At 29.1% G+C, this 15,025-nt stretch carries 15 protein-coding genes and 1 pseudogene; all 16 read right to left on the bottom strand.

Annotation, left to right across the window (positions count from 1 at the left end; genetic code table 11):
* Positions 1-161, bottom strand: a pseudogene (locus BUA77_RS13560) (IS110 family transposase); the annotation flags it as partial.
* A 228-nt stretch (positions 162-389) separates the two neighbouring features.
* A complete protein-coding gene (locus BUA77_RS10645; protein ID WP_072890020.1) occupies positions 390-743 on the bottom strand; it encodes a response regulator in 354 nt (117 codons plus the stop codon).
* Positions 744-767: 24 nt separating this feature from the next.
* Positions 768-2,660, bottom strand: coding sequence for an S-layer homology domain-containing protein (locus BUA77_RS10640; protein ID WP_072890017.1), 1,893 nt, complete (start codon positions 2,658-2,660; stop codon positions 768-770).
* 200 nt (positions 2,661-2,860) lie between these two features.
* Positions 2,861-3,991 carry a TolC family protein gene (locus tag BUA77_RS10635; RefSeq protein ID WP_072890013.1) on the bottom strand — a complete coding sequence of 377 codons (1,131 nt, stop codon included), beginning with the start codon at positions 3,989-3,991 and terminating at the stop codon, positions 2,861-2,863.
* Complete coding sequence (locus BUA77_RS10630; RefSeq protein ID WP_072890008.1) at positions 3,972-7,097, bottom strand: efflux RND transporter permease subunit; 3,126 nt, start codon at positions 7,095-7,097, stop codon at positions 3,972-3,974. The genes BUA77_RS10635 and BUA77_RS10630 overlap by 20 nt, the downstream gene beginning before the upstream one ends.
* Before the next feature lie 11 nt (positions 7,098-7,108).
* Entirely contained in the window at positions 7,109-8,224 is a 1,116-nt protein-coding gene (locus BUA77_RS10625; protein WP_072890006.1) for an efflux RND transporter periplasmic adaptor subunit, read from the bottom strand.
* Positions 8,225-8,239: 15 nt separating this feature from the next.
* Positions 8,240-8,860, bottom strand: a complete 621-nt coding sequence (locus BUA77_RS10620; protein ID WP_072890004.1) for a TetR/AcrR family transcriptional regulator — start codon at positions 8,858-8,860, stop codon at positions 8,240-8,242.
* A gap of 94 nt (positions 8,861-8,954) precedes the next feature.
* Positions 8,955-9,527 carry a peptidoglycan recognition protein family protein gene (locus BUA77_RS10615; protein ID WP_072890002.1) on the bottom strand — a complete coding sequence of 191 codons (573 nt, stop codon included), beginning with the start codon at positions 9,525-9,527 and terminating at the stop codon, positions 8,955-8,957.
* Positions 9,528-9,645: 118 nt separating this feature from the next.
* The gene (galU, locus tag BUA77_RS10610) at positions 9,646-10,527 is read right to left on the bottom strand and encodes a UTP--glucose-1-phosphate uridylyltransferase GalU (protein WP_072890000.1); all 882 of its coding nucleotides are present in this window, start codon (positions 10,525-10,527) and stop codon (positions 9,646-9,648) included.
* Between the two features lie 49 nt (positions 10,528-10,576).
* Entirely contained in the window at positions 10,577-11,047 is a 471-nt protein-coding gene (locus BUA77_RS10605) for a DUF134 domain-containing protein (RefSeq protein ID WP_072889998.1), read from the bottom strand.
* Positions 11,048-11,081: 34 nt separating this feature from the next.
* On the bottom strand, positions 11,082-11,537 hold the full coding sequence (locus BUA77_RS10600; protein ID WP_072889996.1) for a Fur family transcriptional regulator: 456 nt from the start codon (positions 11,535-11,537) through the stop codon (positions 11,082-11,084).
* Positions 11,537-11,896 (bottom strand): NifB/NifX family molybdenum-iron cluster-binding protein, encoded by a 360-nt coding sequence (locus tag BUA77_RS10595; protein WP_072889994.1) that lies wholly within the window; start codon positions 11,894-11,896, stop codon positions 11,537-11,539. Before BUA77_RS10595 ends, BUA77_RS10600 begins: the two co-directional genes overlap by 1 nt.
* On the bottom strand, positions 11,897-12,754 hold the full coding sequence (locus tag BUA77_RS10590; RefSeq protein WP_072889992.1) for an ATP-binding protein: 858 nt from the start codon (positions 12,752-12,754) through the stop codon (positions 11,897-11,899). It abuts the gene before it with no gap.
* Positions 12,754-13,575: a nucleotide-binding protein gene (locus BUA77_RS10585; RefSeq protein WP_072889990.1), complete on the bottom strand. Its 822-nt coding sequence runs from the start codon at positions 13,573-13,575 to the stop codon at positions 12,754-12,756. Before BUA77_RS10585 ends, BUA77_RS10590 begins: the two co-directional genes overlap by 1 nt.
* 14 nt (positions 13,576-13,589) lie before the next feature.
* Positions 13,590-13,955, bottom strand: coding sequence for a NifB/NifX family molybdenum-iron cluster-binding protein (locus tag BUA77_RS10580; protein ID WP_072889988.1), 366 nt, complete (start codon positions 13,953-13,955; stop codon positions 13,590-13,592).
* A gap of 4 nt (positions 13,956-13,959) precedes the next feature.
* Complete coding sequence (locus BUA77_RS10575) at positions 13,960-14,745, bottom strand: Mrp/NBP35 family ATP-binding protein (protein ID WP_242939116.1); 786 nt, start codon at positions 14,743-14,745, stop codon at positions 13,960-13,962.
* Positions 14,746-15,025 lie beyond the last annotated feature (280 nt).

Below are 15,025 nucleotides of genomic sequence, written 5' to 3'. Positions count from 1 at the left end.
CGAAACCCTTCAATAGAATTTGAAACTTCAATATACTTCTCTAACTCAATTCCTCTAAAATCTTGAGCTCTAGCAACGTGTGCATATTTAGCTATATCTATTCCAATAATTAAAGTTGATTCTGTTATTTGCGAAATCTTTTTATTTTGTGTATAATTCATTTGTAGTACCTCCATTGATAGTCTTATTTTAATTCGGGGTAAGTTGCAACCTTACACCCTGTATTCTATCAGGAGGTACTTTTTTTATCAAAGTTCAAATTTATTCATTACAGGAATGCTCCTATATAGTTAATATGTTTATTATTTAGTTTATATGTTAATTATATTACCTTAAAACAGTTTTGTAAATATAGTTTTAAAAAAATGAGAGTGGATAAAATATCCACTCTACACTAATACACTATCCACTTTTTCCTTTAATTCAAATATGTCAAATGGTTTTTGAAGTATTCCTTCTATTCTAAGTTCATGTAATCTGTCTACTTTTTTAGAATCTGTAAAAGCGGTTAATATAAATACCTTTACTTCTTCATCGTATTTTCTTATATTTTCTAATATTTCAAGACCATCCATTCTTTTAAGTCTCATGTCTAAAAGTATAAGATCCACTCTATTCCCCTTTACAATATCTAATGCTTGTTCTCCATCTTCTGCTAAATAAACTTCATATTCTTCACTAAATAAACTACTTAGAAGGGATCTGAGTCCTAACTCATCATCTACAATAAGTAATTTTTTCATTTTATATCCCCCTATTAATTCTCCTTAATTATTATCAATTATAATAATTTTATCAGCACTAATTGATCCTAACTTATCTTCTCCAACTACAGATATTATATCATCATCATCTAATTTTTTTTCACTTGTTTTATCTCCATCTTCATCTATTATAATAGTATTGCTATTATACTTTATATATAATGTTTTACCATCTGATTTATTTTCAAGTTCTATAATATTATCCCCTGTATCAATATCTAGTATTTTTCCCATAAAGCTTTCTTTTACAGTTTCTTCATCAGTTTCTATTTTTATTACTTCTCCACTTTCCAAAGTAAGTTCTACCTTATAATTTATTCTAAGATCATAAAGCCCTGCAGACTTATTATCTACTTCTACTTCAAATCCAGAAAGAAGCTTATATGTTTTAAGATTATCATCTTCATCTAATATAGTTATCTCTGGCGTTTGAGCCATTTTAATTTCTTTTAATATTCCTTCAACTGTTTTTTTAACAGTATCTGCTTCTATCTCTTTAACTTCTCCATATTTTACCTTAAGCTCTACTTTATCTCCTATACGAACATCCGATATTTTTGCATCTTTGTTTTTTCTTTCAACCTTAACATCATCATCTACTTCGAATTTATAGATTTCATCATCTTTTTCTATAGTTAATTTAGAACTTGATATTTCTTTTAATATACCTTTTATTTTTAATTCTTTAGATATAGCTTTTACTTCTTTTAAGTTTCCATTTAATAATTTGATTTTTACTTTATCTTCCTTTTCTAATTCATAGAAATTAGTATCTTTACCATTTAATGTTATTTCAGTATCATCATCCATTTTATACTCTTCATATTTATTATTTATCTTAAATCTAAGAATTTTACCTCCATTTGTTTCAAATGAATAGTTATAAAAATACCCTTCTTTTTCTACTTCTATATCTTTTATTTTTATACTATATACTTTATTTCCAGAAACAGTAAGAGTAACTTCCATATCCTTTTTTAAATCAGAAATACTTGCATTATTACTTCCCCATTTTATTCCTATATCATCCTTATCGTTGCTAAATACTAATTTATTTCCTTTTGAGTTTAATATAGTTATTGTTACATTATCGTTATAAGTAATAACATCATATATTTTTCCTTCTATAGAAGTTAATACTTCTTCTTTTTTATCTTCATTATTGTTATTATCATTATTATTTGAATCTTTATTATCATCTTTATGTGCTAATTCATATCCTATAGATAACATTTTAGCAAGTTCTGCTCTAGTTACAGAATTTTTAGGATTAAAGTTTCCTTTATAATCACCTTTTCCATTTATTATTCCTTTTTTAATAAGTATATCTATATATGGTTTTGCATCTGATGGTATTTCATTTGAATCTTTAAATCCTAAAACTACTACTTTACTAAGTTCATCTTCAAGACCTAATCCTCTTGCAAGATAAACTGCTATTTCCCATCTTAAAGCATTTTGAGGCTTTCCATCTTTTATAAATGCAGAAAGTATCTGTTCATTATTTAAAATATCTTTTTCAAGTGCAAATACCATTTCTTCTTTTGCCCAATTTGCATAAGTTAATATGCCATGGTTCTTTAAAGTTTTCTCATACTTTGATTTATTTTTTTCGTATACTGATTCTATTTCTTTTGGATCAAATAACCTCGTTATCATTACTATCGATTCTGTTCTAGATACAGATTTATCAGGTTTAAAAGTCGCATCACTATATCCAGTTATTATCTTTTTAGAAGCCATATCCTCTACATATTTTTTAGCCCAATGCTTATCAGTAACATCAGTAAACATTTGAGCTCCAAAAGAATACATTACACTTGTTAAAACCAAAAATACTACCACTATTATAGCAAGTGTACTTTTAACCCATTTTTTCATTCGAAACTTTTTCATTACAAACCCCCCACGTTAAAAGTTTTTAAGCATTAACTTTTTGTCGAATTTAATACACATTATAATTATATAATTTAATTTTATCATATAATTATAGCATGAAAAAGGTATAAACTCTATATATGGTTTATTAGCTTTTTACATAATTAAAAAGTCCCAATATTATTTTTTAATAATATGGGACCTTAAAAATAATAACCTTAATCTATATTTCCTATATTTACAGCTTTATTATAATCAAGAACTGCTAAATTATAGTTTGACACTGCTGCTGATAAAGATATATTTGTACTGTATAATTGATTTGCTGCTTGCTGTACTTCAAGTAAAGTCCCAACTCCAGCATTATAAGAAAGTTCTCTAAGTCTTAATCCTTCTTTTGCTTTTTCAACATTAGCTTTAGCTAATTCTATTTGCTTTTTAGCATTAATTACAGCATCGTATTTTGATCTTATGTCAAATTCAACTACTTTTTTATAATCTGCTAAAACACTTTCAATTTTAGCTACATTTCTTTGTTTAGTTTTATATACATAAGTGTTTTCCGGATATTTTATAGAATTTGTTTCAAAATCAAGCTTTACAATTTCATAGTTATGATTCATCTGAATCATATCAAATCTCTGCTCATATGCTTTTCCTAAATCTTTATTTAAATCTGCTTTAAATTCTTCTTCCTTAAAATTAGACGTAAGCTCAAGCTTTGTATCAAGAGGGTAATTTAAAACCATATTCAATCTTCTATATGCATTTTCTAAATCCGTTTTTGCCTTTTCTAAATTTACATTCGCTTCATTTAACGATATATCTGCCATTAAAAGGTCTGATTTTGAAGCAACTCCTAAATCAAATTTTTTCTTAACTTCATCTCTGTTTCTTTTTACATTTTTTAAATTATCATTTGCAACATTTAAATAATCTCTAGCTTGAAGTGTTGCATAATAAGAAGCTGTTACTTTATACTTCAAATCTTCTATTTTATAATTCTTTTTTATTTTTTCTTCTTCAAGAGCATATTTCGCTTTTTTGCTATACATATTTTTATCTATTTGGAATTTCTGAACACTTGAATCTTCCATAGGATTTATCATAACAACTTCTGAATCCTTATATTTTTTCTCACTATGTTTTGCCTGATCTAACTCTATCTCCTTTATTTCAATATCTAAATCAATTGTTTTAAGTTCAGTAGAATTTTTTATTGCTTCATCTATTGCCTGATCTAGTGAAAGTTTTTTTATATTTTCTTCTCCTGAATTATCTGCATATGTGAGTATCGAAGTTAATAGTGTCATAAATACTAACAATATACTAATGACTACTTTCCTCATTTAATCTCCCCTCTTTCTTTTTTCTAAATTTGTTTTTGAATTTTATAATTAAATCATCAAATATAGTATATACAACCGGTATAAACGCTAGAGTTAAAAGTGTAGAAAGCGTAAGCCCACCTATAACTACAGTTGCCATTGGAGCTTGCGTTGATGCTCCTTCTCCAATTCCAAGAGCTAATGGCATAAGTCCAAGCACTGTTGTTAAAGTAGTCATAAGTATAGGTCTAAATCTAGTAAATCCAGCTTTAATTATAGCTTCTTTTCTATCCATTCCACCATCTCTTAATTGATTTATATAATCAACTAAAACTATAGCATTATTTACAACTATACCAGAAAGCATTATTACCCCTATAAGTGCAGGTACAGATAATGATCTTCCTGTTACAAATAATCCTATAAACCCTCCAGATAATGCAAATGGAACTGATAGCATTACTGTAAATGGATGTATTAATGATTCAAACTGAGAAGCTAGTACCATATATACTATTATTATAGATAATAATAAAGCAAGCCCTAAGCTTGAAAAAGCCTCTACCATATCTTCCTGCTGTCCTGTAAAGTTATAGCTGTATCCAGAAGGAAGATTATATCCCTCTAACTTTTTCTTTATATCATTAGTTACAGACTTTAAATCTCTTCCATAAAGCTGAGATCCTACTGTTACAGTTCTAGTTTGATTTATTCTAGTAATTTGAGTTGGTGAATTTCCATATTTTACATCTGATATTTGTCCTAAAGGAACACTTTTTCCTGTAGGAGATTTTATTAATATCTGCCTCATATCTTCAATAGAATTTTTAACAGTATCATCTAAGGATACAGTTACATCTATTTCATCTCCATCTATTTTAAACGTTGTTGCTTTTGATCCATCTATTGATGATTTAATAGTGTTAGCAACATCACTTGCTGTTATTCCATAAAAAGATGCTATTCTTCTATTTAAAACAACTCTAGCCTCTGGATCTCCTTCTTCTGTATCTGATGTAACTTCTGCTGTTCCTGGAACTGATTTTACTATATTTACAAAATCATCTCCTATTGTTTTTAGTGTTTCAAGGTCATCTCCTTTTATCTCAATTTCAATTGCAGCTCTTGAAGGACCTCCACCTTTCATTGAAGAAGCCTCTGCAACTGTTATTTTTGCTCCTGCTATATCTTCAACCTTTTCTCTTACTTCATTAACTACATCTTCTGTTGACCTTTTTCTATCCTTTTGGTCTACTAAAACTACATTTACCTCAGATTTATTAGAGATACTTCTTGAAAATCCAGAAGATTCTCCAATTTTCGAAAATACTTTATCTTTTTCTGGAATAGTATCTACTATTTTTTCAACTTCCTTTACTATTTTATCACTATCTTCAAGAGTTGTTCCAAATGGTGTTTCTATTGTTATGGTAAAGTTTCCTTCATCCTCTTTAGGGAAAAATTCTCCTCCAACAGCTCCAACAAGTGCTATAGATGAAACAAATATACCCACAGCTATAAGTACTGTTGTTTTTCTATGTTTTAAAACAAAATCCAGTATTTTACCATAAATATTACTTAAAGAGTCTATGAAGTTACTAAATAAATCAAGTACTCTTCCAAGAGAAATACCTTTATGTTTTCTCTTTTTAACTTCTCCGACCTTCAGTATTTTAGAACACATCATTGGAACTACAGTTATTGCTACAATTAATGATGCAAGTAGTGAAAATACTACAGCAAATGAAAGCTGTTTAAATACTATTGCTGTAAATCCTTTAACAAATACTATAGGTAAAAATACTGCAATTGTTGTCATAGTTGAAGCAAATACAGCCATAGTGACTTCTTTTGCTCCCTTAGTTGCAGCATCAACTCTAGAAAGTCCTGACTCTCTATGTCTGTATATATTTTCAAGAACAACAATAGAGTTATCAACTAGCATACCAATTCCAAGAGCAAGCCCTCCAAGAGATATTAAGTTAATTGTTAGTCCTCCAAAATACATAAGTGCAAAAGTAGCTATAATAGATACTGGAATTGCAGTCCCAACTATAAATGTAGATCTTATATTTCTTAAGAATAAGAAAAGTATAACTACTGCAAGTATCCCTCCTGTTATAGCACTACTTGTAACATTACTTATAGATTTATTAATAAATTCTGATTGATCAAATCCAACTACAACTTCAATGTTAGGATAATCTTTTCTTATTTTTTCTACTTCTTCAAGTATGTTTTGTGCAACCTTAACAGTATTAGCAGCAGATTGCTTTGTAATAGAAATACCTATACTATTTTTACCATTAACTCTTGATATGCTGTCCTTATCTTTATAAGAAAGTGAAATCGATGCTATATCAGAAAGCCTTATTATATCTCCATTATTTAAGGTTAAAGGTATCTCATTTATTTCATTTATACTTTTAAATTCACCTACTGTTCTAACTAATAATTCCTTTTGTCCTTTATTTACATTTCCACCAGGTAAATTTAAGTTTTCAGCTCTTAAAATATTTTGTATTTGACCTAAAGATAAACCATATCCCTCTAGCTTTTCTTGATTTATCTTGATTTTAACTTCCTTTTCATCACCTCCAGATAAATCAACAGAAGCTACTCCTTCAATTCTTTCAAAACGAGATTCAAGCTCATCTTCTACTATAGATTGAAGCTTTCCAAGATCCATATTAGCCGAAATACCGAGATTTATTATAGGCTCTGCATTTGGATCTATTTTAAGTACCATAGGAGTTGATGCATCATCTGGAAGCATTCCTTTTACTAAGTCTACTTTTTCTCTCATTTCAAGAGATGCAAAATCCATATCTGTACCATATTCAAATTCAACTACAACTATAGAATTTCCTTCCCTTGAATAAGAAGTAATATTTTTCAAGTTACTTACTGTTGCTACAGACTTTTCTATAGGCTTTGTTATTAAAGTTTCTATTTCTTCAGGTGCAACCCCACTATAATTCACTGAAACTATAGCCACAGGAATCTCCATTTCTGGATAAAGATCTATTGGTAAAAGTGTTAACGAAACCATTCCTATTAGTATGGCTATAAACATGAACATGAGGGTTGTTACAGGCCTTTTTACTGATATTTTTGATATATTCATAGTATCCTCCCCTATTTAGCAGTTTTAACTTTACTTCCCTCATCTAAATAATTCTGTCCTTTAATAACTACAGTTTCACCTTCTTTTACTCCCTTTATAATTTCTACATATTCTCCATTATCAATTCCAAGTGATACATTTTTCATATGTGCTTTATTATCTTCAACAGTAAATACTACATCATTTCCTTCTTTTACTATTACAGCTTCACTTGGTACTGTAATTACTTTTTCTTTTTTCTCTGTAACTATACTAACTTCACCAAACATACCTGGCTTTATTAGTTTATTTTTATTATCTATTTCTATTTTTATTGGATATGTCATTGAACCTTGTGATGTAGCTGGAGATAGAGCTGTAATTTTTCCTTTAAAGTTTTCTTTCCCTGCTGATTTTATAGAAATATCAACACTATCTCCAATCTTTACTTTATTTATAAGATATTCTGATATATCCGTTTCAATTACTACCTTATCTAAATTTGCAATAGAAACCGCTGGCATAGCACTTGATGCCATTTCTCCTTCATTAATATTTACAGCTGTTATAACTCCTGATATAGGCGATGTAACAGTTGTATCCACAAGACTTGATTTTGCATTTTCAAGAGCTACTCTTGATTGCTCAACCTGAGCTTTTGCTACTTCTAAATTTGTAGATGACGCTTGAAGCTCATATTGTTCAAATTGCTGCTTAGATATAGCTCCTTGTTCATATAAAAATTTCATTCTTTCATAATTAGTTCTTGCATTTTCTATTTGTTCTTCTCTTATTTTAAGATTTGCAACTGCCATATTATAAGCAGCTTCAGCATTTTTTACTACATTTAACATATCTGTCTTATCTAATGTAAAAAGTACATCACCCTTATTTACCTTTTGCCCTATTTCTATATTAATCTTAGCAACTTTTCCCGGAATCTTTGGAACAACACTAGCTTCTTCTATAGGAGCTACTTTTGCTGATAATGTAGTTTTAAGATTTATATCCCCTTTTTGAACCTTTTTTGTTTCAACACTTATAACTTTTTCCTCAGGCTCTTTAACTTCTTTCTTCTTTTTACAACCTGCAAGAGGTACAGTAAAAATTAAAATAAGTATAAGTAATAAGCTAATTTTTTTTTTCATAACCTCAACCTCCATTTAATTTTTCTTAATTCCATTGAAAAAAATGTCTATCATAATATCTATTTCTTTTTCTATTGAAATAATATTATCTTTTTCTTTTTCAATTTTTCTTTGAAAAAATACTCCAAACATCATACCTCTAAAAATTCTTGAAATAACTTTATAATCTATATTTTTGTATTCTTCTTTATTTATTTTTATCTGCTCAAATATGTAATTTGACATATGATATTCTTTTTCTTTAATTTTTTCGCAGTGCATATTTTTTATATCCTCATGAAACTGCATTTCATAATGAATAACCTTCATAATATCATAGTGTTTTTCAAATACTTTATATCTATCAAGTAATATTATCTTTAATATCTCTTCTATAGATTTATCTTTATTTTCCTTTATAATTTTTTTTAATGATTCTAAATTTACAAAGTCATCAAACCTTTCTACATACTCAAGCATTACCCCTCTTAAAATATCTTTTTTGGTTTTATAATATCTAAATATTGTACCTTCAGCTACTCCTGCTTCCTTTGATATTTCACTAGTAGTTGCACCTGAAAATCCTTTTTCTGAAAACACTTTCAATGCTGCATTAAATATCTTATCTTTAGTTTGCTTTGACTTTTTACTAGACACCTTCTCTCCTCCTTAAAATTGAGTACTCACTCATTTTATGCAATTATTATACTACTTTCTTTAAAAATTTGCAAATAAAATAGGATAGCATTAGCTATCCTATTTTATTTGCAAATTTTTTTATAAGTTCTCTTACATATTTAGTTTTATATAAATCATTTTTTATCCAATAATCAGGAGAATTTATCACTCCTTTTTCTGCTAACTTATTTATTGCCAACTTAAAATCATTATTACCTTCTTTGTTTTCCCCACTTTTAAGTTCATTTAAAAGCCAATTATAAGGGAATTTTTTCCCTGGACAAGATTTGTAACTAGCGAACTGATTATGCATATATACAGGCAATTGCCCATATCTACTCCATATATCTCTTATAAGCTCAATTAGTTTATATAATTGTGCCTTTGGTGGTTCATCTATATCAAAATTTCCCACTAAGCATATCCCTATACTGCTAGAATTTTGTCCTTTTGTATGTGCTCCCACTTCATTTTCATTTCTTCCTTTAAAAATTTCATACTCATCACCTACAAGCTCTATTCCCCAATGATATCCTATATCTTTCCATCCTTTACTTCTATGATAATTTCTTATTGCTTTCCAACTAACAGTTTTTCCATCTTTCGTTAAAGAATGATGTATTATTATCTTATTTGGCTTATTCATATTTACCTCTCCTTTAAAAAATAATTACCCCTTGGCAATAATAATATATGTTTTTTAATTATAAATGTACACAAAACGAAAAAAATCCTTGCATTAAATTTAATACAAGGATTTTTTTCTATTTCTTATCATAGCTTTTAACAATTTTATTTAAATAATCTAAAAATTCATCTTTTAAGTTATCACGCTTTAATGCAAAATCAACAGTAGCTTGTAAAAATCCTAATTTATCACCAACGTCATATCTTCTTCCTTCAAAATTATAAGCATACATAGCTTCTCGTTTTGAAAGCTCCTTAAGACCATCTGTTAACTGTATTTCTCCACCTTTTCCAGGTGGCAAGTTTTCTAGTATTTCAAATATACTAGGAGTTATTATATATCTTCCAAGAATTGCAATATTTGAAGGAGCTTTATCAGGATCTGGTTTTTCAACTAAATCCTTAACCTTATATATTCTATCTTCTATATGCTTTCCTCCTACTATTCCATACTTATTTACATCATTCTTTAGAACATCTTGAACTCCAAGAATTGTTGTTCTATATTCACTATAAGCATTCATTAGCTGTTTTAAGCAAGGTATTTTAGAGTCAACAATATCATCTCCAAGCATTACAGCAAAAGGTTCATTTCCTATAAAATGCTTTGCACATGATATTGCATGACCAAGACCTTTTGGTTCTTTTTGTCTTATATAATGAATATTAATCATATTAGATATATTTCTAACTATTTCAAGAAGCTCTTTTTTTCCCTTATTTTCAAGCTCTAGCTCAAGCTCTACAGATTTATCAAAATGATCTTCTATACTTTTTTTATTTCTACCTGTAATTATTAATATTTCCTCTATTCCAGACTCAACTGCTTCTTCTATTATATATTGAAGTGTTGGTTTATCAACTATTGGAAGCATCTCTTTTGGCTGCGCTTTTGTTGCTGGTAAAAACCTTGTTCCAAGACCTGCTGCAGGTATTATAGCCTTTCTAACCTTATTCATATTCAATTCCTCCTGGCACTTTATATATTATTATAATTCAACTTTCATATTATTTTTCCTCTATTTCTTTTATATCTTTACACCATCTCTTTCTACAAGATTTCATACAGCAGTTTTTCTTTTGTATACATGCAATTTTTTCTGAATCACATTCTGGACAAGCATTAATATTTTGCTCATAAACTTTATCAAACTCTTTTCCACACTCTACACATTTATATTTACAAATGTTGAATGTATAATTTCCACCTTGTATATTTATAGCCATTCCCTTTGTCAATGCTAAAGCAACTTTTTTCCTTGCCTCATCTATAATAAGCTGAAAAGTCTGCCTTGACACATTCATTCTTTTAGCACATTCTTCTTGTGATAAATTTTCTATATCTTTAAGTCTCATAGCTTCAACTTCTTCAAATTTAAGCTCTATTTCATCTACACTACATTTTTGTTTTCCATAAGGAACAAAATACCTATTTTTGGGAACAAAAGAAATCTTTCTAGGCTTTATAGGTCTTGGCAAAAACTTCACCTCCTATCACTTAATAGAAAAAAACCTACTGATTTTTAACAGTAGGCTTTTTACATTTATCGCATACTCCAACAAGCATAATGTCTATATCGTAAATATCTACATTATTCTTATCCTCAATTTCTCTACCTATTTTTAAATACTGTAAGTTAAGATTATTATCATCTATATCTATTACACTATTACATTTTACACATTGGAAATGAATATGTAAAGGCTTTTTACCATACATTTTTAATTCATAATAGCTTACACCATCAACATTTATTTCTTTGACTATTCCTATTTCACTAAATAAATTCAAAGTTCTATATACAGTTGCAAGACCTATTTTTTTATCTTTTACTTTATCATAAATTTGCTTGCTATTTAAATGAGTATTTACCTTGAACAATTCTTCTAATATCATTTTTTTCTGATTAGTAAATTTATAACCTTTTTTTTCTATAAGATTTTTTATTAATAAAATTTTATCATCCATTAATGGTTCCCACAATCTCCTTCATGCTGATGCTCTTTACAAACACTTCCTGTTGATTTTAATTCACCTTTTATAAATTTATCAATTACATCATCTAAACTTCCCATTACTCCAACTATTACATCAACTCCATTTTCTCTAAATAATACTTGTGCTGTTTCTCCCATTCCACCTGCAATGATAAGATTTATTCCTTTTTCAGCTAAGAATCTAGGTAAAAAACCTGGTCTATGTCCTGGATTTTCTATAAATTCTCTTTTCACTACAGTTTTATTTTCTAAATCAAATACTTCAAATCCTTCACAATGTCCAAAATGACCTGATACCATATTTCCTTCTTTTGCAATCGCTACTTTCATTTAATTTACCTCCTTTAATTTTTCATTTAATATTTTCCACATATTTTTTATTTCCTCTGCAGCCTTACTATTTTCATAAGCTACAATAGGCTTTAATTCATTTATTGACCTTTTAACTGTTTCATCAAAAGGAATTTTTCCAATTACATCTATATTTTCAACTTTACATACATGTTCTATTTCCTTTGATATGTCTTCATTGATATCGTATTTATTTATACATACAAATGATTTTAAGTTAAACATCTTAGCTACAGAAAATACTCTTAAAAAATCTTCAACCCCTGATTGAGTAGGCTCTACAACTATTAAAGCCATATCACAACCTGTTACTGATGCCATAACGGAACACCCAACACCAGGCGAACCATCTAATATTATTAATTCTTCACCTTTTTTATATTTTTGAACATTTTTTCTGACCTCTGTAACGAGCTTTCCAGAACCTTCTGCTCCTGGAATCATCTCTGCTCTTGATAAAATCCCCTTATCAGTTTTAGTTATAATTGTCTCTCCTGTTACTTCATCTTCAAGCTCTACTGCATCATGCCTACAAACAACAACACAAGCTCCACAGCCTTCACATTTCAAAGGATCTACTTTAAAATCATCTATAGCATCAAACCTACAAGCTTTTATACATTTTCCACACTCTACACATTTTTCACTATCTATATGAGCAACCTTAGCTCCAATAAAATCATTTTTTTCTACATCTTCTCCACCAAGTAGTATGTGAAGATTTGATGCATCAACATCACAATCCACCTTCAAGCTATTGCTACTTAAATAGGAAAAAGCTCCTGCAACTGTAGTTTTTCCTGTTCCTCCTTTTCCACTTATAACAACTAACTGCACTAGCTCACCCCCTCAAGCTCTTTTATTATTTCTTTAAATACATTTTTATATTCTTCATCTTCAACTATTAATTTTCCTTGAGAGTAAAGCTGTGCTACTTTTTTTGAAAAAGGGATTTTTCCAATAATCTTTATATTTTCAGCTTCACAATAATCTTCTATTAAATTTTTATTCTCATCAGCTCTATTTATTATTATCCCAAAAGGAATATTCATATCTCTTACAAGCTTTACAGCTATTTTTAAATCATGAAGCCCAAATTTTGTAGGCTCAGTTACAAGTATTGCATAATCAGAACCATAAAGTCCCTTTACAACATTACAAGAACTTCCCGGAGCACAATCTAATATAGTAATTTTCTCATCATCGATTTTCTTCTTAAGTTGACTTATTATAGGTCCTGCCATCGGCTCCCCTATATCTAGTATCCCCATTAAACACTCTAAATTATCACTTTTTCCTTTGTGAATTTTTCCTATGCTTCTTTCTATCTCTGAAATTGCACCAGTAGGACACGAAAGCATACATGCTCCACAGCCATGGCACAGCTTTTCAAATAAAACAACCTCATTTACAAATGCAAGTGCATTAAACTGACACGCATTAATACACTTCTTACAAGCTATACACTTATCCTTATCTATTGTAGGAACAGGTATAAAAACATCTTCAGTTTCCTCAACCTCAGGCTTTAAAAATATAAAACCATTAGGCTCTTCAACATCACAATCTATATACATTCCTCCCATCAATTTAGCGAGATTAGTAGAAATTGTAGTTTTTCCTGTTCCTCCTTTTCCGCTCAGTACTGCTATTTGCACTTTATCATCTCCTTCTATTTTTGCATACCTAAATGAGAAGGTCCAGCCTTTTCTATTGTAGATAATTCATTGTCCATAAAAAACTTCACTGCATCATTTACAGTTTCACCTTTAATTTCATATCCCTTTATTCCAGCAGCATCTAATATTCTCTTAGCATTAGGCCCTAAGCTACCACTAATAACAGCTTCAACCTTTTTATCTACTACCTGCTGTGCCGCTGCAATTCCTGCTCCTTGAGTTGATTTAACTCCATCATTTTCTACAAATTCAAAAGTATTATTTTCTGTATCGTATATCGCAAAATATAAACATCTTCCAAATCTTAAATCAACCTTAGCATTCTCATTATTTCCTGTACTAGTAACACATATTCTCATTATCTTAACCTCCTATTTTTTCTGATATTTTTTTAGAAAAACTCTCTTCAAAATCCAAATTAATTTTTTCGTATAACTCAACTCTTCCTTCATCACAAAGCTCTACAAACTGTGGATCTATAGGAAGCTTTGCAATTACATCTATATCCATATCTTTAGCTATTTCTTCAATATTACTCTTACCAAATATATTAATTTTTTTGTTACAATCAGGACACTCAAAATAACTCATATTCTCCACTATTCCAAGTATTGGAGTATTCATCATTTTAGCCATATTTATGGATTTTGTAACTATTAAGCTTACTAAATCCTGAGGCGATGTAACCACTACTATTCCATCTACAGGAAGTGATTGCATTATTGTAAGAGGTACATCTCCAGTTCCTGGAGGAAGATCAATTAACAAATAATCAAGGTCTCCCCATGCTGTATCTGTATAAAACTGTTTTACACTATTTGCAATTATAGGTCCTCTCCATATAACTGGAGAATCTTCCTTTTCTATAAGTAAATTTAGAGAGATTACCTTAATACCAGTAGCTGTAGTTACAGGATATATGTGTGTACCATCACTCTCAGCTCTTTTAGCATTAATTCCAAACACTTTAGGAATACTAGGTCCTGTAATATCAGCATCTAAAATTCCTACATTGTATCCTTTATTTCTTAAAGCTACTGCCATTAAAGAAGTTACAGAGGATTTTCCAACTCCTCCTTTTCCACTCATAACAGCTATTATTTTTTTTATATTCGTAAGATCATTTGTTTTTTCTTTTTGAAATTCCAAAATTACCCCTCCTATTTTTCATATGTAACATTTTGTAATTAGCATATGCTAATTACAATTATAGTATTCATTTTTATTATTGTCAAATGCCAATTATGATTATTAACAAATATTTTTAATTTATACATTTATAGATAAAAAAATTCGCTTCATGCTATCGCATGGCTCATGTCGCCAACGAGTCCTAACGGACTCCGTTGCTCAAAATAGTTGATACTTTTATTCAGTTACCAAAGTTATCAACAGTTTAAAAAATTTATAGTTTCCTATAGAATAAAAA

Origin of the sequence: Tepidibacter formicigenes DSM 15518, from assembly GCF_900142235.1 — a bacterium.
GTDB classification, from domain to species: Bacteria; Bacillota; Clostridia; order Peptostreptococcales; family Peptostreptococcaceae; genus Tepidibacter; species Tepidibacter formicigenes.
The sequence above is the reverse complement of the archived record's forward strand: the minus strand, read 5'-3'. Positions and strand labels throughout refer to the sequence as shown.